The sequence below is a fragment of the Williamsia muralis NBRC 105860 genome (assembly GCF_001598915.1).
GTDB classification, from domain to species: domain Bacteria; phylum Actinomycetota; class Actinomycetes; order Mycobacteriales; family Mycobacteriaceae; genus Williamsia; species Williamsia muralis.
Map to the genome: position 1 here is coordinate 48880 of NZ_BDAP01000002.1, position 24420 is coordinate 73299.

27 protein-coding genes and 3 tRNA genes are annotated in these 24420 nt (G+C 65.7%); 19 read left to right on the forward strand and 11 right to left on the reverse strand.

All coding sequences use genetic code 11. From position 1 onward, the window contains the following. Positions 1-13 precede the first annotated feature (13 nt). The 3 genes from WIMU1_RS06985 to WIMU1_RS06995 form a co-directional block, all read right to left on the reverse strand. On the reverse strand, positions 14-886 hold the full coding sequence (locus tag WIMU1_RS06985) for an SCO6745 family protein (protein ID WP_062796032.1): 873 nt from the start codon (positions 884-886) through the stop codon (positions 14-16). An 87-nt stretch (positions 887-973) separates the two neighbouring features. Beyond that, positions 974-1444, reverse strand: a complete 471-nt coding sequence (locus WIMU1_RS06990) for an HD domain-containing protein (RefSeq protein WP_062796034.1) — start codon at positions 1442-1444, stop codon at positions 974-976. A gap of 59 nt (positions 1445-1503) precedes the next feature. After that, positions 1504-1998, reverse strand: coding sequence for a DUF6328 family protein (locus tag WIMU1_RS06995; protein WP_023955246.1), 495 nt, complete (start codon positions 1996-1998; stop codon positions 1504-1506). A 99-nt stretch (positions 1999-2097) separates the two neighbouring features. Between WIMU1_RS06995 and WIMU1_RS07000 the strand changes: the two genes are divergently transcribed. Further along, the gene (locus WIMU1_RS07000) at positions 2098-2991 is read left to right on the forward strand and encodes an alpha/beta fold hydrolase (RefSeq protein ID WP_062797381.1); all 894 of its coding nucleotides are present in this window, start codon (positions 2098-2100) and stop codon (positions 2989-2991) included. A 43-nt stretch (positions 2992-3034) separates the two neighbouring features. Next, on the forward strand, positions 3035-4420 hold the full coding sequence (locus WIMU1_RS07005) for an MFS transporter (RefSeq protein ID WP_062796036.1): 1386 nt from the start codon (positions 3035-3037) through the stop codon (positions 4418-4420). Positions 4421-4484: 64 nt separating this feature from the next. Here the strand turns inward: WIMU1_RS07005 and WIMU1_RS07010 are convergent. Further along, positions 4485-4567 (reverse strand) — tRNA-Leu (locus WIMU1_RS07010). A gap of 352 nt (positions 4568-4919) precedes the next feature. Between WIMU1_RS07010 and WIMU1_RS07015 the strand changes: the two genes are divergently transcribed. The 7 genes from WIMU1_RS07015 (at position 4920) to pknB (ending at position 14625) form a co-directional block, all read left to right on the forward strand. Next, entirely contained in the window at positions 4920-6302 is a 1383-nt protein-coding gene (locus WIMU1_RS07015; RefSeq protein WP_062796038.1) for an FHA domain-containing protein, read from the forward strand. A gap of 157 nt (positions 6303-6459) precedes the next feature. Beyond that, a complete protein-coding gene (locus WIMU1_RS07020) occupies positions 6460-6924 on the forward strand; it encodes an FHA domain-containing protein FhaB/FipA (RefSeq protein WP_030167109.1) in 465 nt (154 codons plus the stop codon). After that, positions 6921-8408, forward strand: a complete 1488-nt coding sequence (locus WIMU1_RS07025) for a PP2C family protein-serine/threonine phosphatase (protein ID WP_062796040.1) — start codon at positions 6921-6923, stop codon at positions 8406-8408. Before WIMU1_RS07020 ends, WIMU1_RS07025 begins: the two co-directional genes overlap by 4 nt. Next, a complete protein-coding gene (locus tag WIMU1_RS07030; RefSeq protein WP_062796042.1) occupies positions 8408-9835 on the forward strand; it encodes an FtsW/RodA/SpoVE family cell cycle protein in 1428 nt (475 codons plus the stop codon). The genes WIMU1_RS07025 and WIMU1_RS07030 overlap by 1 nt, the downstream gene beginning before the upstream one ends. After that, a complete protein-coding gene (locus tag WIMU1_RS07035) occupies positions 9832-11334 on the forward strand; it encodes a peptidoglycan D,D-transpeptidase FtsI family protein (RefSeq protein ID WP_062796044.1) in 1503 nt (500 codons plus the stop codon). Before WIMU1_RS07030 ends, WIMU1_RS07035 begins: the two co-directional genes overlap by 4 nt. Before the next feature lie 4 nt (positions 11335-11338). Next, a complete protein-coding gene (locus WIMU1_RS07040) occupies positions 11339-12718 on the forward strand; it encodes a protein kinase domain-containing protein (protein ID WP_084248079.1) in 1380 nt (459 codons plus the stop codon). Then, positions 12718-14625 carry a Stk1 family PASTA domain-containing Ser/Thr kinase gene (pknB, locus tag WIMU1_RS07045; protein WP_062796046.1) on the forward strand — a complete coding sequence of 636 codons (1908 nt, stop codon included), beginning with the start codon at positions 12718-12720 and terminating at the stop codon, positions 14623-14625. Before WIMU1_RS07040 ends, pknB begins: the two co-directional genes overlap by 1 nt. Positions 14626-14685: 60 nt before the next feature. Here pknB and WIMU1_RS07050 read toward each other — a convergent pair whose 3' ends face one another. Then, positions 14686-15351 carry an aminodeoxychorismate/anthranilate synthase component II gene (locus tag WIMU1_RS07050; RefSeq protein ID WP_030167098.1) on the reverse strand — a complete coding sequence of 222 codons (666 nt, stop codon included), beginning with the start codon at positions 15349-15351 and terminating at the stop codon, positions 14686-14688. A gap of 100 nt (positions 15352-15451) precedes the next feature. On the opposite strand from WIMU1_RS07050, the gene crgA reads away from it, so the two are divergent. Then, positions 15452-15742 (forward strand): cell division protein CrgA, encoded by a 291-nt coding sequence (gene crgA, locus WIMU1_RS07055; RefSeq protein ID WP_023959067.1) that lies wholly within the window; start codon positions 15452-15454, stop codon positions 15740-15742. A 70-nt stretch (positions 15743-15812) separates the two neighbouring features. Next, positions 15813-16274 carry a PH domain-containing protein gene (locus tag WIMU1_RS07060; RefSeq protein ID WP_062796048.1) on the forward strand — a complete coding sequence of 154 codons (462 nt, stop codon included), beginning with the start codon at positions 15813-15815 and terminating at the stop codon, positions 16272-16274. Between the two features lie 25 nt (positions 16275-16299). Here the strand turns inward: WIMU1_RS07060 and WIMU1_RS07065 are convergent, their stop codons facing one another. Both WIMU1_RS07065 and WIMU1_RS07070 read right to left on the reverse strand, forming a co-directional pair. After that, entirely contained in the window at positions 16300-17151 is an 852-nt protein-coding gene (locus tag WIMU1_RS07065; protein WP_062797386.1) for a rhomboid family intramembrane serine protease, read from the reverse strand. An 82-nt stretch (positions 17152-17233) separates the two neighbouring features. Next, positions 17234-17773, reverse strand: a complete 540-nt coding sequence (locus WIMU1_RS07070; RefSeq protein ID WP_023959064.1) for a peptidylprolyl isomerase — start codon at positions 17771-17773, stop codon at positions 17234-17236. A 164-nt stretch (positions 17774-17937) separates the two neighbouring features. Between WIMU1_RS07070 and WIMU1_RS07075 the strand changes: the two genes are divergently transcribed. The 8 genes from WIMU1_RS07075 (at position 17938) to WIMU1_RS07110 (ending at position 23006) form a co-directional block, all read left to right on the forward strand. After that, entirely contained in the window at positions 17938-18135 is a 198-nt protein-coding gene (locus WIMU1_RS07075; protein WP_062796050.1) for a hypothetical protein, read from the forward strand. Next, positions 18132-18386: a DUF6480 family protein gene (locus WIMU1_RS07080; protein WP_062796051.1), complete on the forward strand. Its 255-nt coding sequence runs from the start codon at positions 18132-18134 to the stop codon at positions 18384-18386. Before WIMU1_RS07075 ends, WIMU1_RS07080 begins: the two co-directional genes overlap by 4 nt. A gap of 157 nt (positions 18387-18543) precedes the next feature. After that, entirely contained in the window at positions 18544-19356 is an 813-nt protein-coding gene (locus WIMU1_RS07085; RefSeq protein WP_062796053.1) for a GAF domain-containing protein, read from the forward strand. Between the two features lie 25 nt (positions 19357-19381). Continuing rightward, positions 19382-20167, forward strand: a complete 786-nt coding sequence (locus WIMU1_RS07090; RefSeq protein WP_062796055.1) for a GAF domain-containing protein — start codon at positions 19382-19384, stop codon at positions 20165-20167. Between the two features lie 70 nt (positions 20168-20237). Then, entirely contained in the window at positions 20238-20969 is a 732-nt protein-coding gene (locus WIMU1_RS07095; protein WP_084248179.1) for a GAF and ANTAR domain-containing protein, read from the forward strand. A gap of 64 nt (positions 20970-21033) precedes the next feature. Then, positions 21034-21651 carry a hypothetical protein gene (locus WIMU1_RS07100; RefSeq protein WP_062796057.1) on the forward strand — a complete coding sequence of 206 codons (618 nt, stop codon included), beginning with the start codon at positions 21034-21036 and terminating at the stop codon, positions 21649-21651. A 364-nt stretch (positions 21652-22015) separates the two neighbouring features. Next, a complete protein-coding gene (locus tag WIMU1_RS07105) occupies positions 22016-22363 on the forward strand; it encodes a DUF4190 domain-containing protein (protein WP_120802905.1) in 348 nt (115 codons plus the stop codon). Positions 22364-22460: 97 nt separating this feature from the next. Then, positions 22461-23006, forward strand: coding sequence for a DUF1707 SHOCT-like domain-containing protein (locus WIMU1_RS07110; protein WP_062796064.1), 546 nt, complete (start codon positions 22461-22463; stop codon positions 23004-23006). Positions 23007-23037: 31 nt separating this feature from the next. On the opposite strand, the gene WIMU1_RS07115 is transcribed toward WIMU1_RS07110, so the two are convergent. The 4 genes from WIMU1_RS07115 to WIMU1_RS07125 all read right to left on the reverse strand — a co-directional run bounded on the left by WIMU1_RS07115 (position 23038) and on the right by WIMU1_RS07125 (position 24381). Continuing rightward, positions 23038-23964 carry an LLM class F420-dependent oxidoreductase gene (locus WIMU1_RS07115; protein WP_062796066.1) on the reverse strand — a complete coding sequence of 309 codons (927 nt, stop codon included), beginning with the start codon at positions 23962-23964 and terminating at the stop codon, positions 23038-23040. An 82-nt stretch (positions 23965-24046) separates the two neighbouring features. After that, a tRNA-Ala gene (locus tag WIMU1_RS07120) sits at positions 24047-24119 on the reverse strand. 10 nt (positions 24120-24129) lie between these two features. Next, a complete protein-coding gene (locus WIMU1_RS26640; RefSeq protein ID WP_255283872.1) occupies positions 24130-24258 on the reverse strand; it encodes a hypothetical protein in 129 nt (42 codons plus the stop codon). A 49-nt stretch (positions 24259-24307) separates the two neighbouring features. Then, positions 24308-24381, reverse strand: a tRNA-Ile gene (locus WIMU1_RS07125). Positions 24382-24420: the final 39 nt, after the last annotated feature.

A 24420-nucleotide genomic window follows, 5' to 3' on the forward strand; every position in this document is an offset into this window, starting at 1 on the left:
GTCTAGGCGCTCATCACCCGACATCGTCGAGATCGAGACCCATCGGAGTGACCGACGGGATGTCGCCGCTCGCGACCACTGTCTTCGTCAGCGTCATCAACGCCGAGGTGAGTTCATCGACCTCGGCTTCGGACAGGGCGTTGTACGCAGGTGCGGCGAGCCGATCGGTGGTGGTCTCGATGTCACCCTTGAGCGCTCTCCCGGACGGCGTGATCGCCCCTGAGTGGTCGAGCAGTCCGCGCTCGGCCAAACGTTCTGTGAGCGCAGACCATTCGTCGGGTGTGTACTTGCGGCTGGTCTCGAGAACCGACCGTGGGATGGCAGCGGCACTCGAATGCAGCACCCCGGCCTCGCGACCGGTGACACCAGCGGTCGTCAGGGCGGCCACGTGGCCGTCACCGCGGTGTTCGCGCAGCAGGGTCGCGGCATGCCACAGCGCCCCATACCGATCCTCCGGCCACGGCAGCGCGGCGTTCGCCGCAAACAGCGCCCGCCCACCCAGGTCCGCGTGCTGCGCTGCCGGCCTCAGCAGCGCCACCACCCGATCGACCACCTCGTCGTTCCCCGCCGAACCCAGCATCCGCTGCAGAGTGGCCACCGCGGCCTGTCGGCGCACATCGATCGCCGTCTCCGGCGGAGCGAACCGCCAGGCGTCCGGGATGGCGCGGGCCACATGGTCGGGCGCGAAGTTGTAGAACAGCGCGGTCACGATCTCGGGACCCACCTCGCCCAGGGGCGCGGCACGACCCGCGAAATACCCCATCCAGAAACCGCGATAACCGGCCGCTGCCAGCGCCTCTCGCGTCTCGTCCGAGAAGTAGGTGACGGCGTGGATCGGTTCGAGCAGTCGCCACAGACGACGCGCCGTGGACAATTCGATGGCCATGGGCTCGACAATGCCATTGCGCGCACAGATCAGCCATGGTTCTGCGACGCCCGACTCAATGGATCCGCGACCGGCAGGCGTTGACGACTACAGCGCGTCAGCGAGAAACTCGACCCCGAGACACCGGTAGGCGCTGCGGTATTTGGTGCGCAGTCGTGCCTGGGTGTCGTCGGGCAGGCGGTTCAGCCGAACCGGATCGGTGTTGTCGGCGATGTCGGCGAGTTTGACTGCCAGAGCCATCTGGTTCGTTCGGATACGTGCGTAATACTCTTGCGGCGCAACATGTTCGGTTCGGGTCAGCAGCGTCACCGCATCCACCACGGTTCCCGGGATGCCCTCTGCCAGCAGATCTGAGGCGGTGATGTCCGAGTCCTCGATCACGTCGTGCAGCAAGGCTGTAGCGATGTACTCGGCCGACTGGGGCATGACTCTCGTCGCGACCGAACGAGGATGCACGATGTACTCGCCACCCACCTTGTCGACCTGTCCGTGATGGGCGCGGTCCGCGATGGCTCCGGCCGCCGCGATCAGATCTTCGCCGCTGCGAGATTGCGCCATGGTCCGCCTTTCCCAGATGTTCCGACTGTAAGGGAAGGCCGGGTCCCATGTCCGGACGATCAGGTATCGCGCCGGCGATAGCGCCAGGGATAGGCGAACCAGAAGAACGCGAAGGTGAGCAGAGCGACCAGACCCGCAACCCACCCCACTGATTTGCTGACCACCAACTCGAACACCAACGTCATGACGCCGGTCAGCGCCACTCCGAGCAGGACAAGCCCACCGAGGGCGAATCGCTGGGCCGAATTCACCAGCTCTTCGAGACGGTGCCTCCGGAACAGCAGCCGGTGCATGGCCACCGGTGCGAGCAGCAACACCGTTGCACCGACCGAAGCGGTCACCGTCACGAGATACACGTTCTGGAACAGACCGTCCTGCTCGTAGAAGCGGTCCTGGAACGGCACCGTCAGCAGGAATCCGGTCAGCAGCTGAACACCGGTCTGCACCACCCGGAGCTCCTGCAGCAAACTCGCCCAGTTGCGGTCGAGACGCTGTGTGGGAGTCTCGTTGCGCTCCCTGCGCAGCCAGTCGTCGTCAACCGTCTCGTCGCTCATCTGCCAATGGTCGACTCCTTCCTTCGCACTGGCAAGTGCCTGCCGAAACGCGGTGGATATGGTCAGCCGAGAGGTTTCACCGTGGCGAAGGAGCAGGCAATGGCAACTGGTCAGTCCGGGACAGCAACACCCGCGTGGTTCACCGCCGCCATCGAGCAGTCGCCCGACCATCGCGACGTCGAGGTCGAGGGTGCGTCGGTACATCTGCGTTGCTGGGGCGAGCCGGGCACGCCCGGTGTTGTCCTGGTGCACGGTGGTTCCGCGCACTCGGGATGGTGGGACCATGTGGCGCCACTTCTGGCCGTGTCACATCGGGTGGTCGCCCTGGACATGACGGGTCACGGCGACAGCGATGCACGCCCCGACTACCCGCTCGAGACGTGGGCCGCAGAGGTACTGGGCGCCGCCGAAGCGGGCGAGATCGCGGGCAAGCCGTATGTGGTGGGGCACAGCATGGGCGGCTGGGTGACATCGGCAGTCGGCGCTTTGCACGGTGAGTCCGTGGCGGGCATCGTGGTGATCGACTCGCCGCTGCTCGACGAGCCGCCCGAAGAGGTGATCATCCGGCAGCTGAGCCGCAAGTCGCGGGCGTATCCGACCAAGCCCGAGATCATGGCCCGCTTCCGCACCGAACCGGCACAAGAACTGTTGTTGCCCTACGTGGCCGAGCATGTCGCCGGCGAATCGGTGCGAGACACCGAGGCCGGCTGGATGTGGAAGTTCGACCCCGACATGTTCCGCAAACGGCACGAGGGCGGCCAGCGGGTCAGGGTACGGGACTTCTTGGCGCAGGTGAGCACGCGGGCGACCTACATCCGCTGCCAGAACGGCATCGTTCCTTCGGAGACCGCCCAGGAGATCGCCGGCCTCTTCGTCCCGCGGGCCACCGTGGTCGAATTGGCCGAGGCCGGGCACCACCCGATGATGGATCAGCCTCTGCCCCTGGTTGCCACACTGAGAACTGTTTTCGCGCACTGGGATTCGGCTCAGTGACATCGAGCGCCGCAACGTCGGCGATGGCGGTGCTCCACCACTGATGCCAACAGAGGATGCCGGCGAGCCGCGATACCGCACCTTGTTGCTGACCCTGGGTCTGCTGACCACCATCACCGCGATCGTCAGCAGCCTCGGGGCCCCGCTGATCCCGGCCATCGCCGACGAGCACGACGTGACGCTCACCGACGCGCAGTGGGCTCTGACCGCCACCTTGCTCACCGCAGCGGTCGCGACACCGATCATCGGGAGGCTCGGAGCCGGACAGATGCGTCGGCCGACGATCATCACCGGTCTGGTCATCGTCACCCTGGGTTCGATGCTGGCCGCACTTCCCTGGGGTTTTGCTCCGCTGTTGATCGGCCGGGCGATGCAGGGCGTCGGACTCGCGCTGGTCCCCCTTGCGATGGCCGTTGCCCGCGACGTCATCCGACCCCCCAGGATCTCGGCCGTCATCGCGATGTTGTCGGTGACAGCTGTCGCCGGTACCGGCCTCGGATACCCGCTGACGGCCGTGGTCGCCCAGACCTGGGGCTTGGCTGCCGCTTACTGGATGGGCGCCGTGCTCAGCGCCTGCACCCTGCTGATGGCGCTGAGTTTCGTTCCGCGTGCGCAGTCGGTGATCCGCGCACCTGTGGACTGGGCAGGCGCGGTGATGCTGTCGGCCGGTACCGGGTCCACGCTCCTGGCGGTCAGCAGGGGTGAGACATGGGGCTGGACGTCGCTCCGCACCGTTGTCCTTGCGCTGGTGGGACTTACGTTTCTCGTCGTGTGGGGGCGATGGAGTCTGCGACGCGATCACCCGCTGGTCGATCTCCGCCTGGCCACCCGCTCGGGAATCGCTGCACCGAATCTGGTGGCCTTCGGCGGTGGCATCGGTATGTACACGTTGCTGACGTTGACCATCGTGCTGGTCCAGAGTTCGGATCCTGGCTGGGGGCTTGATCATTCGGTCACCGTCGCGGGGCTGATGCTGGTGCCCTACTCGCTGACGAGTGTTGTCGGCAGCAGACTCGCGCTGGCGGCCGGCGCCAGGTACGGCCCCGACGTCCTGCTGCCTCTGGGCTCGGTTGTGTTCATGGCTTCCACTCTGGGTCTGGCCTTCGTGCACAGCAATGTGTATTGGGCTCTGGGCTGGATGGCCGTCGGTGGCCTGGGCAGCGGCTTCACGTTCTCGTCGCTGGCCGTGCTCATCGTCCCGCACGTTCCGCAGGAGGAAACCGGTAGTGCGATGGCCTTCAACATGGTGCTGCGCTATCTCGGCTTCTCGGTGGGCAGCGCGGTCAGCGTCACGTTGATGGCCGTCTACGGCGGCGGGCAACAGGGGTTTGTCTGGACGCTCGTGACCATGGCAGCGGTGTTCGCCGTTGTCGCGGTGGGTGCGTGGTTGCTGACCACTCGGCAGAGACCACCCGCGGTTCCCGCATGAACCGGTCGACGCCACCAAAAAGAAAAGGCCGGGAACTCTTGGTTCCCGGCCTGATCTCATTCTGTGGGCGAAGGGGGACTTGAACCCCCACGTCCCGAAGGACACTGGCACCTGAAGCCAGCGCGTCTGCCATTCCGCCACTCGCCCGTGGCTGCTCGTCGGTCTTCAAACGAACTGGAAAACGGTAACATGGGCCGGCCCTGCGTCAGAAATCGGCAGCTCTGGACCGCGAGGGTGACGGGTCGAACACGCGGCGCGTCAGAGGCACGTGCGATCAGATGAGTTGTACGTCACTTCCCGCACAGCTTTCGTGTGGGCCCATTCGGGCCGATCAGCCCACGTATTCGGCCGAAACGGACACCAGGCGTCTACTGGGACATCTGTGGCGGACGGTGCAGAAGTTCCGCCTGGAGTGTCCAACGCGGGGTGTGAGTCGCTATCATCAAACAGCACGATTGGCACGCCGACACGCTGAGAACTCGAAGGGAGGTCGTCGGTAGTGGGGATTCTGCAAAGAATCGAACGCAAACTCGAAGGTGCGGTAGATGACGGCTTCGCCCGGGTCTTCGGCGGCAAGGTCGCCCCGCAAGAGGTCGAGAACGCTCTGCAACGCGAAGCCGAAGACAACTTGGAAGACCTCGGCGACGGCGGCAAGCTCGCCCCGAACGCCTACAACCTGGTGGTCAGCTCCACTGACCACCGCGAGATGGTTGCCGAGTACGAGCTCAACCGGAAGACCTTCTCCAAGCATCTCGAGAATTTCATCCGTGACAACGGATGGCAGACATACGGTGACGTGGTGGTCGAGTTCTCCCACTCACCCACCCTGCACACCGGTCAGTTCCGGGCGCGGGGCACGGTCAATCCGGACGTCCGGCCGATGCCTGTGCAACAAGCAGGCCATCGTCCTCCAGATCAATCAGGGCCGCCGTTGCCCCATCCGCCGCCCGCGGCGCCAAACCGAAACCCACAAGTAGGAGCCACTCCCATGACGCAGAACTCCGGATACGACCCCCGCGGAGGTTACGAACAGGGCTCCTACCCACCGCAGGCGGCCTACAGCCAGCAGCCCTACGAACAGGGCCAGGACAACTCCGGCGACGGTGCGCAGGCGTACAGCCAGCAGGGTGGCTACGACCAGCAGGGCTACAACCAGGCCGGCTACGACCAGCAGGGTTACGACCAGCGTGGCTATGACCAACGCGGTTACGACCAGCACGGTGGTTACGACCAGGCCGGGTACGACCAGGGCGCGTACCAGCAGGGCGGCCACGACCAGCAGGGCTACAACCAGGGTGGGTACGCCCAGCCGTCGGCCAACCCGGAGCAGGGCTACGACCCGCGCAACTACCAGCAGGGTTACGACCAGGGCGGCTACCAGCAGCCCGCGTACGACCAGCAGGGTTACGACCAGGGCGGCTATCAGCAGCCCGGGTACAGCCAGAACGAGTACGACCAGCAGGGTGCCTACAACCAGCAGGCCGGCTACGCGCAGGGGTACCCGCAACAGGGCGGGTACGACCAGCAGGGCGGCTACGACCAGCAGGCCGGTTACGCCCAGGCTCCCGGCTACGGCGCTCCCGCCGCGTACGCACCGACGGCGATCACGCTGCTGCTCGAAGACGGCAGCAACCGCACGTTCCAGCTGCGCAACGGCTCGAATGTCATCGGCCGCGGCCAGGACGCCCAGTTCCGCCTGCCCGACACCGGTGTTTCCCGTCGCCACGTCGAAATCCGCTGGGACGGCTCGAGCGCCCTTCTCAACGACCTCAACTCCACAAACGGCACCACGGTCAACGATGTCCAGGTCAGCAGCTGGGAACTCGCAGACGGTGACCGGATCCGCGTGGGGCATTCGGACATCACCGTCCGTTTCCAGTGACGCCCGCACAAACCGTCACTACCCAGTAGCGCGCTCCCTCGATCCGCGTGGCTCACAGCTGCTCGATGCACAAGTGAGACATCCGAATGCGTGATGGAGCGACACTGGGCCATAAGATGCACTGGACGTTGATGGCTGGCCCAGGAGGTGGAAAAGCGTGCAGGGCATAGTGCTGCAACTGACGCGTGTCGGCTTCTTGCTGCTGCTGTGGCTCCTGGTGTGGGCAGTACTGCGGGTCATCCGCACCGATGTGTACGCCGCCACCGGCCAACGACCCATGACGCGATACGAACGCCGCAACCGCGGCGGGTCCCCCGCCAAGGTCAAAGGCGGGGCCAGATATCTCGTGGTCACCCATGGGGCCCTGGCCAACACGAGGATCACGCTCGGCACCCAACCGGTGTTGCTCGGCCGCGCCGACGACTCGACCCTGGTTCTCACCGACGAGTACGCCTCGGAGCGCCACGCCCGGCTGATCCGCCGGGGAGATGACTGGTATGTCGAAGACCTCGGCTCCACCAACGGCACCTATCTCGACCGTGCGAAGGTCACCACCGCTGTGCGCGTGCCGCTCGCAACTCCGGTCAGGGTGGGCAAAACCGTGATTGAGTTGCGCCCGTGACCCTGGTGTTGCGCTATATCGCGCGTAGCGACCGCGGCTTGGTCCGTGCGAACAACGAAGACTCCGTGTACGCCGGTGCCCGATTGCTGGCCCTTGCCGACGGCATGGGCGGCCACGCAGCCGGTGAGGTGGCCAGCCAGCTGGTCATCCAGGCACTACGTCCCCTCGACGACGACGAGCCCGGCGGCGACCTCCTGGCGAAACTCGAAGAGGCCACCCGCCATGGCAACGAGGCGATAGCCGACCAGGTTGCCGAGGCCCCCGAACTCGACGGCATGGGCACCACCCTCACCGCCATCCTCTTCGCGGGCTCGCGCCTGGGTCTGTGCCACATCGGCGATTCGCGCGGCTATCTGCTGCGCGATGGCCAGCTCACCCAGATCACCCGCGACGACACGTTCGTTCAGACCCTTGTCGAAGAAGGCCGGATCACGGCCGAAGAAGCACACACACATCCGCAACGGTCGTTGATCATGCGTGCGCTCACTGGTACCGAGGTCGAGCCCACGCTGACGGTGCGCGAAGCCCGCGCCGGCGACCGCTATCTCCTGTGCAGTGACGGCCTGTCCGACGTGGTCAGCGAAGAGACCATCGCCGACACCATGACGTCGGTGGAGAACTACCGCGACTGCGCCGACCGGCTCATCGAGCTGGCCCTGCGTGGCGGTGGCCCCGACAACGTCACCGTTGTGGTCGCCGACGTCGTCGATGTGGATTACGGCGACAGCCAGCCCATCGTCGGTGGCGCGGCCGGAGGCGACGACCAGGAGTACGTTCCCGATCCGCGTACCTCGGCCGGTCGTGCGGCGGCGCTGCGCCCGCCTGCCCAGTCGCCCCGGCGGCCGACCATCGGAACCCCCGAACCCGAACCGCCGCAAGCACACCCGCGGCGTAAATGGATTCTCGGTGGGATCGCTCTCGCCGTGATCGCCGTCCTCATCGCCGGTGTCTTCGTGGGCCGGGCGATCGTCCGTTCGAACTATTACGTCAGCGCCGACAACGGCGAGGTGGTGCTCTACCGCGGATTGCAGGGGTCATTCCTGGGCTTGAGCCTGCACGAGCTGAGCAAGATCACCTGCACCGGAGCCATGGACACCGACAGGCCGACGGTCACCATCGCCGACTACAACAATCGTCCCGAGAACTGCGTACCCCTGAAGGTGTCCGACCTCACCGGCACGGCGCCCGCCTCGCTCGAAGGCCGCGACCCGGTGCCTCTCGACGATGCCGAGGAACAGGTCCGCAACCTGATGGACAACCTCGTGCCGTTGTGTCCTGAAGAGGAGTCCGCCTCGGCCGAGGGCGTCACCCCGGGTCCGGCCCAGCCCGTCGCGCCGGGTACCGAGAGTCCTGTACCGCCGCCGGCAACACCGGGACAGCCCGCGCCGGTGCTCCCGCAGTCGGGCAGTGCCAGCACGCAGCCTCCGCTGACGTCCACCACCACGCCGCCCGTCACGGCCCCGGAAAACTGTCGGGGGCGCTGATGTCACAGGCCGCCGTCACACAGACACCGGCTTCCGGGCCGATCCGCAACTACACAGGCCGCAACTCCGAACTGGTGTTGCTCGGCCTGTCGACGATCATCGTCTTCACCGCGCTCATCCTGGTCGAGGCTGCGCAGTCGCAGAGCATCACCTGGGAACTGGCCAAGTACATGGCCGCCTACGTCCTGCTCTACGGTTTCGCCCACCTCGTCGTACGGCGATTCGCGCCCTACGCCGATCCGCTGATCCTGCCGCTGGTGGCCACCATCAACGGTCTCGGGCTCGTCCTGATCCATCGCCTCGACCTCGGAACCGGTCAGAACGGTGAGACCGCCAACCCCATCGACCGCACCAACGACGCCGATCAGCAGGTTCTGTGGGCGGTCCTCGGCATCATCGCGTTCGCGGCCATCCTGATCCTGATCCGCGACCACCGGACGCTGTCGCGGTACAGCTACCTGCTGGGCCTGAGCGGTCTGGTCTTCCTGGCCATCCCGGCGATCCTGCCGTCGTCGATGTCGGAGATCAACGGTTCCAAGATCTGGATTCGCACCCCGCTGTTCAACATCCAGCCAGGCGAGTTCTCGAAGATCCTGATCATCATCTTCACCGCGTCGTTGCTGGTGTCCAAGCGTGATCTGTTCACCACCGCGGGTAAGCATTTCCTCGGTATGGACCTGCCCCGCGCTCGCGACCTCGGCCCGCTGCTCGCCGCGTGGATCATCTCCATCGGCGTCCTGGCGTTCGAGGCCGACCTCGGCACCTCTCTCCTGATCTTCTCGACCATGCTGGTGATGCTGTACGTGGCGACCGAGCGGGTGAGCTGGCTGATCATCGGCGTCAGCCTGTTCGCCCTGGGCGCACTGGTCGCCTACCAGCTGTTCTCGCATCTGCAGGTGCGTGTCGCGGTGTGGCAGGACCCGTTCAGCGACTTCTACGGCCAGGGCTACCAAGTCGGCCAGAGCCTGTTCGGTCTGGCCACCGGCGGTCTGTTCGGCACCGGTCTGGGTTCCGGCCGGCCCAACATCGTGCCGTTTGCCAACACCGACTTCATCATCGCCACCATCGGCGAAGAGCTCGGCCTGGTGGGGCTCGCGGCGATCCTGCTGCTGTATTTGGTGTTGATCGTCCGCGGTCTGCGCACCGGCATCGCCGTTCGTGACAGCTTCGGCAAGCTCCTCGCCACCGGGTTGTCGTTCACGATCGCGGTGCAGATCTTCGTGGTGGTCGGCGGCGTGACCAAGCTGATCCCGCTGACCGGCCTGACCACACCGTTCATGTCCTACGGCGGTTCATCACTGCTGGCGAACTACATCCTGGTCGCGTTGCTCATCCGCGTGTCCAACGCCGCACGTGAGCCCGATCCGACCAAGAAGAAGTCGACGCCCATCGCCGATGCGCCCACCGAGATGGTCAAGCGCTCATGAACATTCCCATTCGCCGCGTGGTCATCGCGGTCATGGTGATCATCCTCGTGCTGCTCGCCAACGCCACCTACGTGCAGGTGTTCAAAGCCGACAACCTGCGGGCCGACCCACGCAATCAGAGGGTGCTCCTCGACGAGTACTCGCGTCAGCGCGGCCAGATCACCGCCGGCCAGGACGTGATCGCGCAGTCGGTGCCCACCGATGACCGGCTCAAGTACCTGCGCACCTATCCGGGACCGTGGGCGCCTGCCTTTGCACCGGTCACCGGTTACTACTCGTTCCAGTACGCGAGTTCGGGACTCGAGCAGGCCGAGGATTCCATCCTCAACGGCAACGACGACCGGCTGTTCGGACAGCGTTTCGCCGACATGTTCTCCGGTCGTGATCCACGCGGGGGCAATGTGATCACCACCATCGACCCGCGGGCGCAACAGATCGCCTTCGACGAGATGAACAAGGGCTGCAACGGCGGTTGCCGCGGAGCCGTGGTGGCCCTGGCACCGAACACCGGCGCGATCCTGGCGATGGTGTCCACGCCGAGTTACGACCCCAACCTGCTGGCCAGCCACGACACCACCGTCCGTGAAGACGCCTGGGCCGCGTGGAATCCCACCGAGGATTCAACCGGGTTCCAGCCCATGCTCAACCGGGCCCTCAACGAGACCTACCCACCTGGTTCGACGTTCAAGGTGATCACCGCTGCCGCTGCGCTCGAGCAGGGCATCGGCCAAGACGAACGCCTTACGGCGGCAAGCAGTTACACGCTGCCGCAGACCGAAACCGGACTGACCAACTACGGCGGTCAGACCTGTCCAGACTCCAGCGGTGGCCAGGTGACGATGCATCAGGCCCTCGAATACTCGTGCAACACAGCGTTTGTGCAACTGTCCACCGAGAAACTGCAGAACCCGATCGAAGCGGTCAAGAACCAGGCCAACGCTTTCGGTGTCGACACCGAACTACCCGACACCCCGCTGCCCGTCTCCGAATCGTCGGTCGGCCCGATCCCTGACCTCGCCGCTCTCGGCCAGAGCTCCATCGGCCAACGTGATGTGCGGTTCACCCCACTACAGAACGCGATGATCGCCGCGACCATCGCCAACGGTGGGGTTCGCATGCAGCCGTACCTCGTGGACAAGTTGCAGGGTCCGGACCTCAAGACCCTGAACACCACCCGGCCCAACTCGCTCAACGAGCCGATCAGCGCTCAGACCGCCGCGACCCTGACCGAGATGATGATCGACTCCGAACGCAACACCCGCGGATCCGGCGGGCCGGTGTCGATCGCATCGAAGACCGGCACCGCCGAGCACTCCAACACCCAAGGCACCGATGAGACCCCCTACGCCTGGTACATCGCGTTCGGTCCGTCGAGCAATGCCAAGGTGGCGGTGGCGGTGATCGTCGAGAACGGCGACGGCGGACTACAGGCAACGGGCGGCTCGTCAGCCGCCCCTATCGGGCGTGCCGTGATCAACGCGCTCGCAGGTGAGAGGTGACCGGGTGAGTTTGCAGGGTGGCACGACCATCGCAGGCCGGTATCGGCTGATGCGGTTGATCGCGACCGGAGGCATGGGCCAGGTGTGGGAAACCATGGACACCAGGCTCGATCGGCGCGTGGCCGTCAAGGTCCTCAAGGCCGAGTTCTCCGACGACCCCGAATTCCTGGAACGGTTCCGCACCGAGGCCCGGACCACCGCGCAGCTGAACCACCCCGGGATCGCCAACGTCTTCGACTACGGCGAGGCGCAGGATCCGGGTGCGGGTTCGGTGGCCTATCTGGTGATGGAATTGGTCAACGGGGAGCCGCTCAACGCGGTGCTGTCGCGCGTCGGCCGGCTGTCATTGAACAATTCCCTCGACATGCTCGAGCAGACCGGCCGGGCGCTCAAGGCCGCCCACGACGCCGGTCTGGTGCACCGCGACGTCAAGCCCGGCAACATCCTCATCACTCCCACCGGCCGGGTGAAGATCACCGACTTCGGTATCGCCAAGGCAGTGGATGCGGCGCCGGTCACCCAGACCGGAATGGTCATGGGCACAGCGCAATACATCTCGCCTGAGCAGGCGCTCGGCGAAGACGCAACCGCCGCGTCCGATGTGTACTCACTCGGCATCGTCGGCTATGAGGCGATCGCAGGCCGCCGTCCGTTCCTCGGTGACGGCGCCATCACCGTGGCGATGAAGCACATCCGCGAAGAGGCACCACCGCTTCCGACCGACCTCCCGGTCAATGTCCGGGAACTGATCGAGATCACCATCGCGAAGGACCCCAAACAGCGGTACGCCGATGGCGGCGAGTTCGCCGATGCGGTGGCTGCGGTGCGCGCGGGCCGTCGGGCGCCGTTGCCAGGCACCGCCGCCGCGGCGGGAGCCCGGCCGGCCACCGCGATGATGGCCCCGATGACGGGTGCGACCCGTCCCACGCCGCCGCCGCAGCACCGTGCCGTGGTCGCACCGGTGCCGGTGGATCGCCAAGACGGCTGGTCCACAGGGCAGAAGGCGCTCGCCGCCGCGGCCGTACTCCTGCTGCTCGGTGCGCTGGTCCTGGTCGGCTTCCTGATCCTCAACTCCGATGACACCACCGGCGACGTCCCGACGAGGTCGACGACACCGACCACGACGACAACAACGAGGACCACCACGCCTCCGCCGACGACCACCGAAGAAACCACCACCGAAGAAACCACGACCACAACAACGCGTACGACCACAACAACCACTGAAGAAACGACGACGACCACCGAGTCGACGACCGGTGGATTCACCTTGCCGAGCATTCAGATCCCCGGCCTGCCGGCTCGGGAGAGCGATGACCAGCTCGGCCAGGGCGACGAACAGGCCAGTACGAGTGCGCAGCCCGAACCACAGGATGGTGGTTGATGGCCGACCCCCGGCAGATCTCTGATCGATACGAACTGGGCGAGACTCTCGGTTTCGGCGGTATGTCCGAGGTCCACCTCGCGCGTGACCTGCTCCTGCACCGCGATGTGGCCATCAAGGTGTTGCGTGCCGATCTGGCCCGCGACCCTACGTTCTACCTGCGCTTTCGGCGTGAGGCGCAGAATGCGGCGGCCCTCAATCACCCGACGATCGTCCAGGTCTTCGACACCGGCGAGGCCACCACCCCGGAGGGGCCGCTGCCGTACATCGTGATGGAGTTCGTCGACGGCGAAACCTTGCGAGACGTTCTGCGCGCCGAGGGGTACATCAAGCCTCGACAGGCGATGACGTGGGTCGCTGACGTGGCTGCGGCACTACATTTCTCACACCAGAACGGCATCGTTCACCGGGACGTGAAGCCGGCGAACGTGATGATCGACAAGTCCGGCGCGGTGAAGGTGATGGACTTCGGCATCGCCCGCGTGCTGGCCGACACCGGCAACTCCGTGACCCAGACCGCGGCCGTCATCGGCACCGCTCAGTACCTGTCACCCGAGCAGGCCCGCGGCGAGAGCGTCGATGCCCGCAGCGACGTCTACTCGCTGGGCTGTGTGCTGTTCGAGCTGCTGACCGGCGAACCGCCGTTCACCGGCGACTCACCGGTGGCCGTTGCCTACCAACATGTGCGTGAAGATCCCCCGACCCCGTCGTCGGTACGCGAGGGAGTGCCGCACGAGCTGGATTCCGTGGTTCTCAAGGCCATGAGCAAGAACCCGGCCAACCGCTACCAATCGGCGTCCGAGATGCGGTCGGATCTGATGAAGGTGCTCGCCGGCGGCAAACCGAGTGCTCCGATCGTGATGTCGGACGAGGACCGCACCGCGCTGATCGACACCGGTCCTCGGGCGCGTGTCTCCCGCGTCGGGCCGGCGGGCACCAGTCACCGCCGCGATGATGATGACGACGACTCGCAGACGCGACGCAAGGCTCTCAAGTTCGCCGGATTCGGTGTGCTCGCGGCCTTGGTGATCGCTGCCGTGACCCTGTTGCTGCTGCGTCCCTGGGCGTCGGATGTGACGCCGCAGGTGTCGATCCCACGAGTCACCGACATGTCGGCGGTTGACGCAAAGGCCGAACTCGAGCGGATGGGGTTCCGCGTGAATCAACGCGACGAGCCGAGCCCGACCGTCGCGGTCGGTGCACCCACCCGCACCACTCCGGGTGAAGGTGTGAAGGTCGACAAGGGAGCCACCGTCACCCTGTACGTCTCCACCGGCCCACTGCGGCAACAGATCCCAGATCTGCGTGGTCGGACATTGGCGGAAGCGACTGCGGAGCTGGGCAATCTGGGATTCACCAACACCCGGTCGATCGAGGTGTCCTCCACCGCCGACCTCAAGGGCAAAGTGGTCGCCACCGCACCTGCCGCACGCAGTACGCAGGCGGTCACCGAGCTGATCACCATCCAGGTCGGCACCGGACCACGCAAGGTCACCGTCCCCGACCTCACCGGTCAGCGCGAAGCGCAGGCGCGGACGAATCTCGACCAGCTCAACCTCGACATAGCCGTGGTTGCCACCGATTCGGAGTTGCCGTCGGGCACGGTGATCAGCTCATCGCCGAACGCCGGCGAGGTGGTCGACGAGCGCAGTGTCGTGCAGGTGACCATCAGCCGCGGCAACATGTTCGTGGTGCCCGATCTGCGCGGCCGGACGGCGGCGCAGGCCCAGACGATCCTGACGTCTGCAGGGTGGGAACGAACCACCCTCACCACTGTGCAGCGCAACGTGCCGCTGGGCAGCCCCGACGACGAGAAGGTCCTCGAACAGGCTCCCGTGGCCGGCAGTCTCCTCCGCAAGGACGCGGCGGTGTCGATCACGGTCGGACGGGCAAGCCTGCTTCCCTGACCACGGGAAGACCGCAGTCACCCCGATCCATCCGACAACGAGGATCGGCCCGGGTGGTCGTCAGCCGAGCGCTGCGGCCACCTGCGCTTCGAGGGTGCTGACCTGTCCATCGGGGACGGTCATGCCGCACACGGTCAGCCAGTTCGCCAGCATCCGGTGCCCGCCCTGGGTCAGCACGCTCTCCGGATGGAACTGCACACCGTGGATGGGGAGTTCGCGGTGCTTCATGGCCATTACGATGCCGCTCTCGGTGTGCGCGGTCACCTGGATCTCGGCCGGGATCGTCTCGGGTAACACGGTGAGGGAGTGGTACCTGGTTGCCGTGAACGGATTGGGCAGGCCCGCCAGAACGCCATCTGCGTCGTCGTCGTGCGTGACCAACGAGGTCTTGCCGTGCAGCAGTTCTGGCGCGCGGTCCACGGTGGCACCGAAGGCCGCGCCGATCGCCTGATGGCCCAGACACACGCCGAGCAGAGGGGTGCCCTGGTCGGCCGCAGCCTTCACAAGAGGCATGGTGGCGCCGGCACGCTGAGGGGTGCCAGGACCCGGCGACAGCAGAACACCGTCGAAATCCTTGATCGCACCATCGGGGTCGGCGAGCCGAGCATCGTCGTTACGCCACACCTGCGCATGCACACCCAACTGGCCCAGATACTGGACCAGGTTGTAGACAAAGCTGTCGTAGTTGTCCACCACGAGTATTCGCGCGGGCTGTGGCTCATTCACAGTGGTCAACAATACCTGGGTGCACGCGAGGGCCTCCCATCGTCGATCCCAGGTGGGCTAGGTTATAGGGAGACGTTTTTGCCCGCGAACCGAGGAAACCATGCCCAAGTCGAAGGTCCGCAAGAAGACCGATTACACGATCAACCCCGCCAGCCGCACTCCGGTCAAGGTGAAGACCGGACCGTCGAGCCCGGTGTACGTCTCCACCATGCTCGGCCTGATGGTGCTGGGACTGCTGTGGCTGATCGTCTTCTACCTGGTTGCCACCCCGGAGTCGCTCGGCGCCGACGGCAAGATCCTCAACTGGATGTACGAGTTGGGACCCTGGAACTTCCTGATCGGTTTCGGTTTCATGGTGGCTGGCCTCTTGATGACCATGAAATGGCGCTGACCAGGCGATATGGTTCATCCACAGTCTTGAACAACATGTGTGTAATTCATCCCCACTGTGGATAAGGCCTGTGGATAACTCGGCACAGCCTTCTCTCGCGTGGTCCACTCCGGCTGCGATGGGCGCGGTCATGGTGGTCGGCGGCATACTCCTCGGCGCCGCAGCGGCGTTCTCTGCTCCCGACCCGGCCGGCCTGGTGCTGATGTCGATCGCGGCATTGTTGTTGGTGGTACTCGGCGCGATCGCGCTGCTGGTGCGGCCCAGGCTCGCCATCATCGATGGACACCTGATCCAGATCCGCACGGTGACCGGCGCGCGCAGATACCCGTTCGATGCGGTGCGCCGCGCCCAGGTGCTCACCTACTCGCGCTACGGCCGCCAGGTGCCGCATCTCGAGTTCGACCTCGACGACACCGCGGCTCGCGAAGGGGAAAGACTGGTGATTCTCGGCCGGTGGGATCTCGGGACCAACCCGCTGGATGTGGCAGATGCACTACGCGAGGCCGGATTGCCCGTGGAGATTAGAAAGTAGCTGCTCGACGTTTTCGGTCGGCAGCTCAGACCGTGAGAGTTGCCGCGCGCGCCACGCCGATCAGCAACGCCAGCACGATCAGCCCGGCAATCGAAGCCCAACCGACGGCGGCGACGTTACGGGCGGTACGCGACCCGGCGGGCAGAAGGCCGGGGCCGTAGAGGACCCCGGCGGCCGCGGCGGCGCCGAAGACCAGCCCCCCGAGGTGGGCCCACAGGGAGATGTTGGGGATGGTCAGCGAGAGAACGATGTTCAGCCCGATCACACCCAGTACGAACCCCGCCGGGACCTTGGCCCGCAGCACCACCACCAGCGTGGCCCCCATCAGCCCGAAGATGGCTCCGGAAGCGCCGGCGTTGATGGCGTTCGGGTTCTCGAACAGCATGACCATCGCGCTGCCACCGAGTAGCGACGCGAGGTAGATACCTACGAAACGTGCTGTGCCGAGGGTGATTTCGACATCACGGCCCAGGATGTACAGCGAGAACATGTTGACCGCGACATGAATCAACGAGAAGTGCAGGAAGCCGGCGGTGAGCAGACGCCAGTACTCGCCATCGGCGAGGAAGGGCCCGAAGAGCGCGCCCTCGTAGAAGATCCGCGAGCCGCGGACTTCGGTGAAGCTGCCGGCCTGCGCCACCGTGGCCGCGAACACCGCGATGTTTATGGCGAGCAGCACATACGTCGCCCACGGGGTCTTCGACCCGATGCCCCGAGGTCCGACCACGGTTGCCCGTGGAGTGTCTCGCCCGGATGCCCGGACGCAGTCGACACAGTGCTGGCCGACTGCGGCCGGGGTGAGACATTGTGGACATGCCGGACGGCCGCACCGGCTGCAGGCCAGACCCGTCGGCCGGTCAGGATGCCGGACGCACACCTGGGTGGGCGGCGACGGCGGGTTCTGGAATGTCACACAGTCCTCATCTGAGCAGAGCTCGGCACGACCGAATGGCGGTCTGTCAGGACTCGATGGTGACCTTTTCGATGATCACGTCGTCCAGCGGACGGTCACGACGGTCGGTCGGGACGGCCTCGATAGCCTTGACGACCTTCTGGGACTCCTCGTCCTCGACCACGCCGAAGATGGTGTGCTTGCGGTTCAGGTGAGGGGTCGGGCCGACGGTGATGAAGAACTGCGACCCATTGGTGCCGGGTCCGGCGTTCGCCATGGCCAGCAGGTACGGCTGGTTGAACGTGAGTTCCGGGTGGAACTCGTCCTCGAACTGGTAGCCCGGTCCGCCCATACCGGTCCCGGTGGGATCGCCGCCCTGGAGCATGAAGCCCGAGATGATGCGGTGGAACACCGCGCCGTCGTAGAACGGTCCGGCGTCTCCGCCGGAAGCGTTGGGCTTGGAGTACTCCTTCGACCCTTCGGCGAGGCCGGTGAAGTTGGCGACGGTCTTGGGCGCGTGGTTACCGAACAGGGCGATTCTGATGTCACCGTGATTGGTGTGCAGGGTCGCGGTTGCGGTTTTCAATGCTGTGGTCACGGCCTCCATGGTGCCACTGAACGCCGTCGGCGCAGACGTCAGCCGACCGGCAGGCCAGGTTTTGCCATCGCCACCGCGGGTACTACCCACCTCACGGGAGCCCGGCAGTAGTCCGTGGCCCCACCACCTTCGAGATCCTCGCTGGTGACGAGTCGAGACGAAAGTGAGAGACGATGACCGACGCAAAGAAGGACGTTTCCGGCACCACCCCGGGAGTCGACGAGGCACCGGAAGAGCTCAGCACGACCCTTGACGGAACCACCGCTCCCGACGCCTCCGAACTCCCGAAGGACGGCAGTGACCTGCCCGACAACTGGGACAACAGCTCGGGATACGCGGGTGCATCGGCCGAACAACTCGAGGATCGATGACCCGTAGTTCCGGGCCGGCCCACAACGATCCCAACCCGGATCCTGCCAACACACCAGGCCTCGAGCCCGGCGGCGGAGTGTCGCCGGGGTCCACCCCGCCAGACGCTCCGCAGACCTCTGGCTTGTCGGACTCCGAGCCAAGGACGCGAAACCACTTCCCGCCCACGGGGATTGCTTTGATCATCGGAGTGGTGATCCTAGTTCTCCTGTTCGCGGCCGGCGCGGTCGCGATCATTGCTCAGATGGGCTAGATCGTCATTTCGGTAGCGCCGCCCCTGGTCGCTGTTAAGGCAGCACCATGTGGGCGGCGTTCGGCTGTCCTGGTGCAGGAGAACTGCCGAGCCGACCAAGGACCGACGCGTCATGGCCCCGAAGGGTAGGTTTGAGCTCAGGCGATGGGAGCGCAGGATGAACGGCACCTCTGACAGAGGATCGCCGGCCGAGGGTGAAGGCGCAGGTCCCGACCCATCCCAAGCCGGTTCGACCAAGAACGTGGCCGGCACCTCGGTGTTCACCGGCATCGGCCAACTGTGCGAGACGGTTGTACGGCTTTCTGGCGTGGACGGTGCCGCCATCGCCTTGCTGACCCGTTCGAGCCGCGTACGCGACCTCGTCTACGCCACGGACGCCACGGCTCAGCAGATCGATGAACTGCAGTTCACTCTCGGCGAAGGACCGTGCCTCGATGCGTATCACGATGACAACAACCAGCTGTTGCCCGATTTGACCGATGCGTCCGCGAACGGCCGATGGCCGGTGTTCATCGGCGAAGCCCTCGACATCGGTGTGCGGTCGGTATTCGCATTTCCCGTGGTGGAGGGCGGCAACCCGCTGGGCGTTCTCGAGCTCTATCGTCGTACCCCCGGAGCTCTTGCGGTCGACGAGCTCAATGCGGCTCTGACCATCGCGGCGACGGCTGCGTTCACCGTTCGGCAGAACTGGGATGCCTACCTCGCCAATACGGACCACGCCACCGGCGCCGACGCTGCGGCGGAGAATCTCAGCGAGGCGCAGGTCGACTCGCCGGGCGCGTTCTCGCGATCGCAGGTGTATCTGGCGTCCGGGATGGCGGCCGTGCAACTCGGCGTACCGGCTGGTGATGCCCTCGACCGGCTACGGGCATATTCGTACCAACACGGCCGATCCATCAAGGACGTGTCCGACGACGTGGTGGCCCGCCGACTGAACCTGCGTGACGAAGCTGATCTGGAGGACACATGAACCTGAAGATGTGGCGGGCCGAACGATGAGTGACGTGCTGAACCGGGTCGCGATCGCCGATGTGACCGGAACCCTGACAACCGACTTCGATCTGCCCACGCTGCTGCAAACCGTTGTGACCCACGCCCGCGAGGGCTTCGATGCGTTGTCTGCGGTGATCGTCCTACGCGATGATCGACGCTCCACAGCGGGAGACGACCTCCACATAGTGGCCGAATCCTGCCGGACCGATGTAGGCGCCGATCCCGAGCTGAACACCACCGGCCCCGCGCGAAGCAGCGTTTACGACGGGGCGCTCACGCTGGTCACCGACCTCTCGGCCACCGACGACACCAGATGGCCGGACTACCGGAAACGCGCGGTGTCGGCCGGGTTGCGCGGGGTTCGCGCCTACCCGATCAAGGCACTGTCGGCACCCGTCGGCTCGCTGGTCATCCACACCCAGCAGGTCTGGGACGAATCCGGTCAGCCGAGCGAATTCGGCCAGATCCTGGCCAATCTGGTTGCCATAGCCCTCACGAACGGTGTGCCGACCACCCGGCAGTCCGGCGTCAGCAGATCCGTCGACACGGTGCTCGAGGGAACCAGCGTGGTCGCGACCGCCATCGGCATCATCGCCGAGTACCGCGGCATCGAGATCGTCGAGGCCAGGCACTTCCTGACCCGGCTCGCGCGCGCTCATGGCGTCACCGTCACCGCGCATGCCCGCTCGGTTGTCGCGGCGCAGAACAGCTCGCCGACCGATCCCGGCGCGACTGGCGTGTTCAATCCTCCCACCGATCCTTCCGCCCCTCGCCGGATCGACACATGACCCCGACAACTCGATCGGCATCTTTGTCCATGTGAGCCTGGCGGCTCCCGAGGGAGAAAGGCAACAGGCGATGAGAGAGAATCGCAGCGATCTGCGGGCGGTGACCGAAGAGCTCGCCGGCGGCATCCGCACGCGCCTTCCCGAGAGCATCGCGTCGGTCCTCGAAGGACTCACCAGTAGCGCGGTCGAGCATGTTCCCGGTGCCGATCACGCCGGGATCACCGTCATCACCAAACGCAACAAGATCACCTCCACGGCCGCGACCTCACGCGCTGCCCGACGGCTCGACCAATTGCAGAGCGAACTCGGCGAAGGACCGTGTGTTGATGCGGCAACACATCAGCACACCATCCGCGTCGACGATCTCGCCGTCGAAAAGCGTTGGCCGGCTTTCTCGTCCGCCGCACTGGCGGCGACGCCGATCCGGTCGGCGCTGTCATTTCGGCTCTACTCCGACCGCGAGGCGACCGGTGCGCTGAACCTGTACGGCGACAACGCATTCGCCTTCACCGAAGGTGCCGAAGAGGTCGGCCTGATGCACGCCGCCCACGCCGCTGTCGCGCTCTACGCCGTCCGTCGTCACGACGAGTTCGAGAGTGCGTTGGCATCACGCGACATCATCGGCCAGGCCAAGGGCATGATCATGGAGCGGTACGACCTCGACGGCGTGCAGGCATTCGATCTGCTCAAAAAGCTGTCACAGGAATCGAATACGCGTCTTGTGGACGTCAGCCGAAGGCTGGTTCGCCGGGAACATCCCGCTGTCGATCCGCCGAGGACTCGGCGGGCCGAGCACCGTTGAGTCCCACCTGTCCGCGCCCACTAGGGTGGACAACAGTCCGCAATGGTTTCACCGAGGAGGTTTCATGAGCAAACTCGAATCCGAACTGAAAGCGGTCCGTCAACGTGCCGCTACCCGCAGCGCCGGGCAGCGGGTGAAGCTCGGCGGTCGACAGACCCTGGCCGGGTTGTCGAACCTCACCCGTGGGTCCGCCGGGTTGAGCGTCGCCGGCGCGCGCAAATCGCTGCTCGGTGCCTCCGTCGCCACCCGAGGGGCCGGCAATGTCGCACTCGCCGGCGCCAAGAAGGTCGCGGCCCAGGCGCGTTCGAAGGAGTCCGAGCTGGCCGCCGAGGCTCGCGAACTCACCGCCGCGTACCGCGACCGGGCCGCCGACGTGCTCCCTGTGACGATCAGCAACCCCACCGTCGTCGATGCCCTCGAACGCGCCGGGCTCGTCGATGCACTCCCCAACCAGCTGGTGACCACGAGGTCGCCTTCTCGTCGTCGCCTCAGGATCGCCCTGATCGTGGCCGGGCTGGTGGGTGCAGGTGCGGCCGCCTTCGCGATCAGTCGTCGCACGCGTCCGCAACCGCCATCGGTGGCCGCTGCTCCCCCGCGTCTGGCCGACGTGCCGGTTGTCGAGACCGAAGCCGAGTCCGTCGACCCCGCCGGTCAGTCCACGAACGGGCAATCCGCCAATTGAGGTTGGCGCGGCAGTTGCGGTCGCTGCGGCAGGTACGGTGTGACGGGTGAGTGTTGAGAACGGCGAGGGCAACCGACGCCGCCATGGCGAGCCCATTCCGGCATGGCAACCGCGCACCGGGCCTGCCGAAGGCCCACCGCCGAGTTACCGGCCCGGCCCCCCTCAGGCTCCGGCCCCGCAAGGTGGCCTTCCGCCCGAGCCGGGTCGTGGTTATGCCCCACGGCCTGGTCCCAGCGGACCTCCGCCCTTCAATCCCGGCCCGGTCGACCGCCCACGAGAAGATCCTCGGCGACGTCAGCCGCCTCCCTCCTCTCCGGCACCACTGAGCGGCCCTGCGGCTGGTCTCGGTGCCTCACCCGCGCCGTTGAGCAGTGCCTATTCGCAGACGTCTGATCCGGCAGAAACCCGTTATGACGGTCCGCAGGGCGACCACCCAGCAGATCAGGAGTCCGGAGCCGAGATGAGCCCTGCGCCCGCGTCGCGATCCAACAAGACCAATGTCACCGCCATCGTCGCGTTGATCTTGTCGGTGCTGGGGGTCACCTCGTTGATCGGGATCGTCTGCGGCCACGTTGCGCGGTCACAGATCCGGCGGACCGGCGAGCAGGGTATGCCGTTCGCGGTCGCCGCCCTGTGGGTCGGGTATCTCTATCTGGCAGCGGGCATCTTGGTTCTCGCCGGTTATCTGTACATCGTCGGCCAAGGCAACTGAGCCTCTCCACCACAGCGCCTTCCAACCACAGCGCCGTCCAACCGCGGAGCCTTCCAACCACACAGCACGGACCGCCGGCGCGTGATCGAATTGCTGCATGGACGATGACAAGACCCGCGACATCCGGATCGGCAACGATGAGCGGGGTCGCGCCCTCGACGCACTCGGTGAGCATTTCACCAGTGGTCGACTCGACCACACCGAGTACGAAGAACGCGTTCAGCTGGCCGCGGCCGCGCACACCCGCTCCGAGCTCGACAAGCTCTTCGGCGATCTACCTGAACCCACCCCGTTCGGCTCAGGATCGTCCGCGCCTGCCCTTGCCCGTGATTCTTCCCCTGCCCAGGCACCTCGCAACAACAGTGTCCAGCGCGCGCCGGGCAAGAAGCTGATCCAGACCCTCAACCTGTTCGCCGGTGGCGGCACCCTGCTGCTCTTTCTTCTGCTGCAGGTGGTTTTCGGCGTGCCCAACGCCTGGCTGGTGTTCATCGTGTTCCCGCTTGTCCTCGGCGGGATCCGCATCTGGTCCGGCCAAGCTGGTGGTGACGATGTGGACTATGACGACACCGGACACCTCGATCAGGCCGAACTCCGGCGCCGGCGTGAGATCGAGTCACGCCGACGCCGGGACTTCGGCTACTGAGCGACGCTCACACGGTCAAAGCGCTGCGAGATCAGAGTTGCGGGATCACCGTCTCGGCGATGAACTCGACGTGCTCGAGGTCGGACATGTCGAGCACCTGTAAGTAGATCCTTGTGGCGCCGATCGCCGCGTAGGTGCCGATCTTGTCCACGATCTCGTCCGGTGAACCCGCCAGACCATCTCGGCGCAGATCGTCGAGCCCGCGCCCGATGTTGTCGGCTCGGCGGGTCAGCTCGGCGTCGGAACGTCCGGCGCACACCACCAGCGCCGCTGAGTACGTCAGGTCGTCGGCCGGGCGGCCCCGGTCGGTACAGGCGGCCCGGACTCGTCCGAACGCCGCCTCGACGTCCTCGACGGGTGCAAACGGCACGTTGAACTCCGCGGCGTACTGCGCCGCCAGAGCTGCTGAGCGCTTCTTCCCCGCACCACCGATGACGATCGGTGGTGCGGGCGACTGAACGGGCTTGGGTAGCGCCGGAGAGTCGGTCACGGTGTAGTGATCGCCCGAATACGAGAACTTCTCCCCGACCGGTGTGGTCCACAATCCGGAGATGACGGCGAGCTGCTCGGTGAGTCGGTCGAACCGTTCGCGAAGATCCGGGAACGGGATCGCGTAGGCCTCGTGTTCGGCGGCATACCAACCGGCGCCGAGTCCGAAGTCCACCCGACCGCCCGACATCTGATCCACCTGGGCGACGGTGACCGCGAGCGGGCCCGGATGGCGGAACGTTGCCGAGGACACGAGCGTGCCCAGCCGGATGGTGCTGGTCTCGCGGGCGAGCCCGGCCAGGGTGGTCCACGCATCGGTCGGGCCCGGTAAACCCTCGACGTTCATGGCCAGGTAGTGGTCGGAACGGAAGAACGCCCCGAATCCGCCTGCCTCCGCAGTTCTCGCGACTGCAAGCTGGTCGTCGTAGGTTGCACCTTGCTGGGGTTCGACAAATATTCGCAAATCCATACAGCCACTCTTACGGGCTTTGATCGCGTGCGCCACCTCGGGGGCCTGACGGCCGAATCAGGGTGGTGCAGTTCGTGCTTTGTGGAGCCTAGGAGATTCGAACTCCTGACATCTGCCTTGCAAAGGCAGCGCTCTACCAACTGAGCTAAGGCCCCGTTTGCCGGATCAACCGGCTGTCAGATCGCTCTGACCTTCGGGTAGACCATGCCACACCTCGATGTTGCGCCGAGATTCCGTGAGCAGGCCCGCGACGACGAGTGCGACTGCGGCGATCGCTACTGCAACTGCCTTCATCCGCTCATCCCCTTGGGTGGTGGTCCCTTGGTTCGGTTCGTCGTCACAGTGGGCCTAGGAGGACTTGAACCTCCGACCTCTTCGTTATCAGCGAAGCGCTCTAACCGCCTGAGCTATAGGCCCGTGAACCGAAGTCAGAGATTACCCGACTGCGTGCCCCCG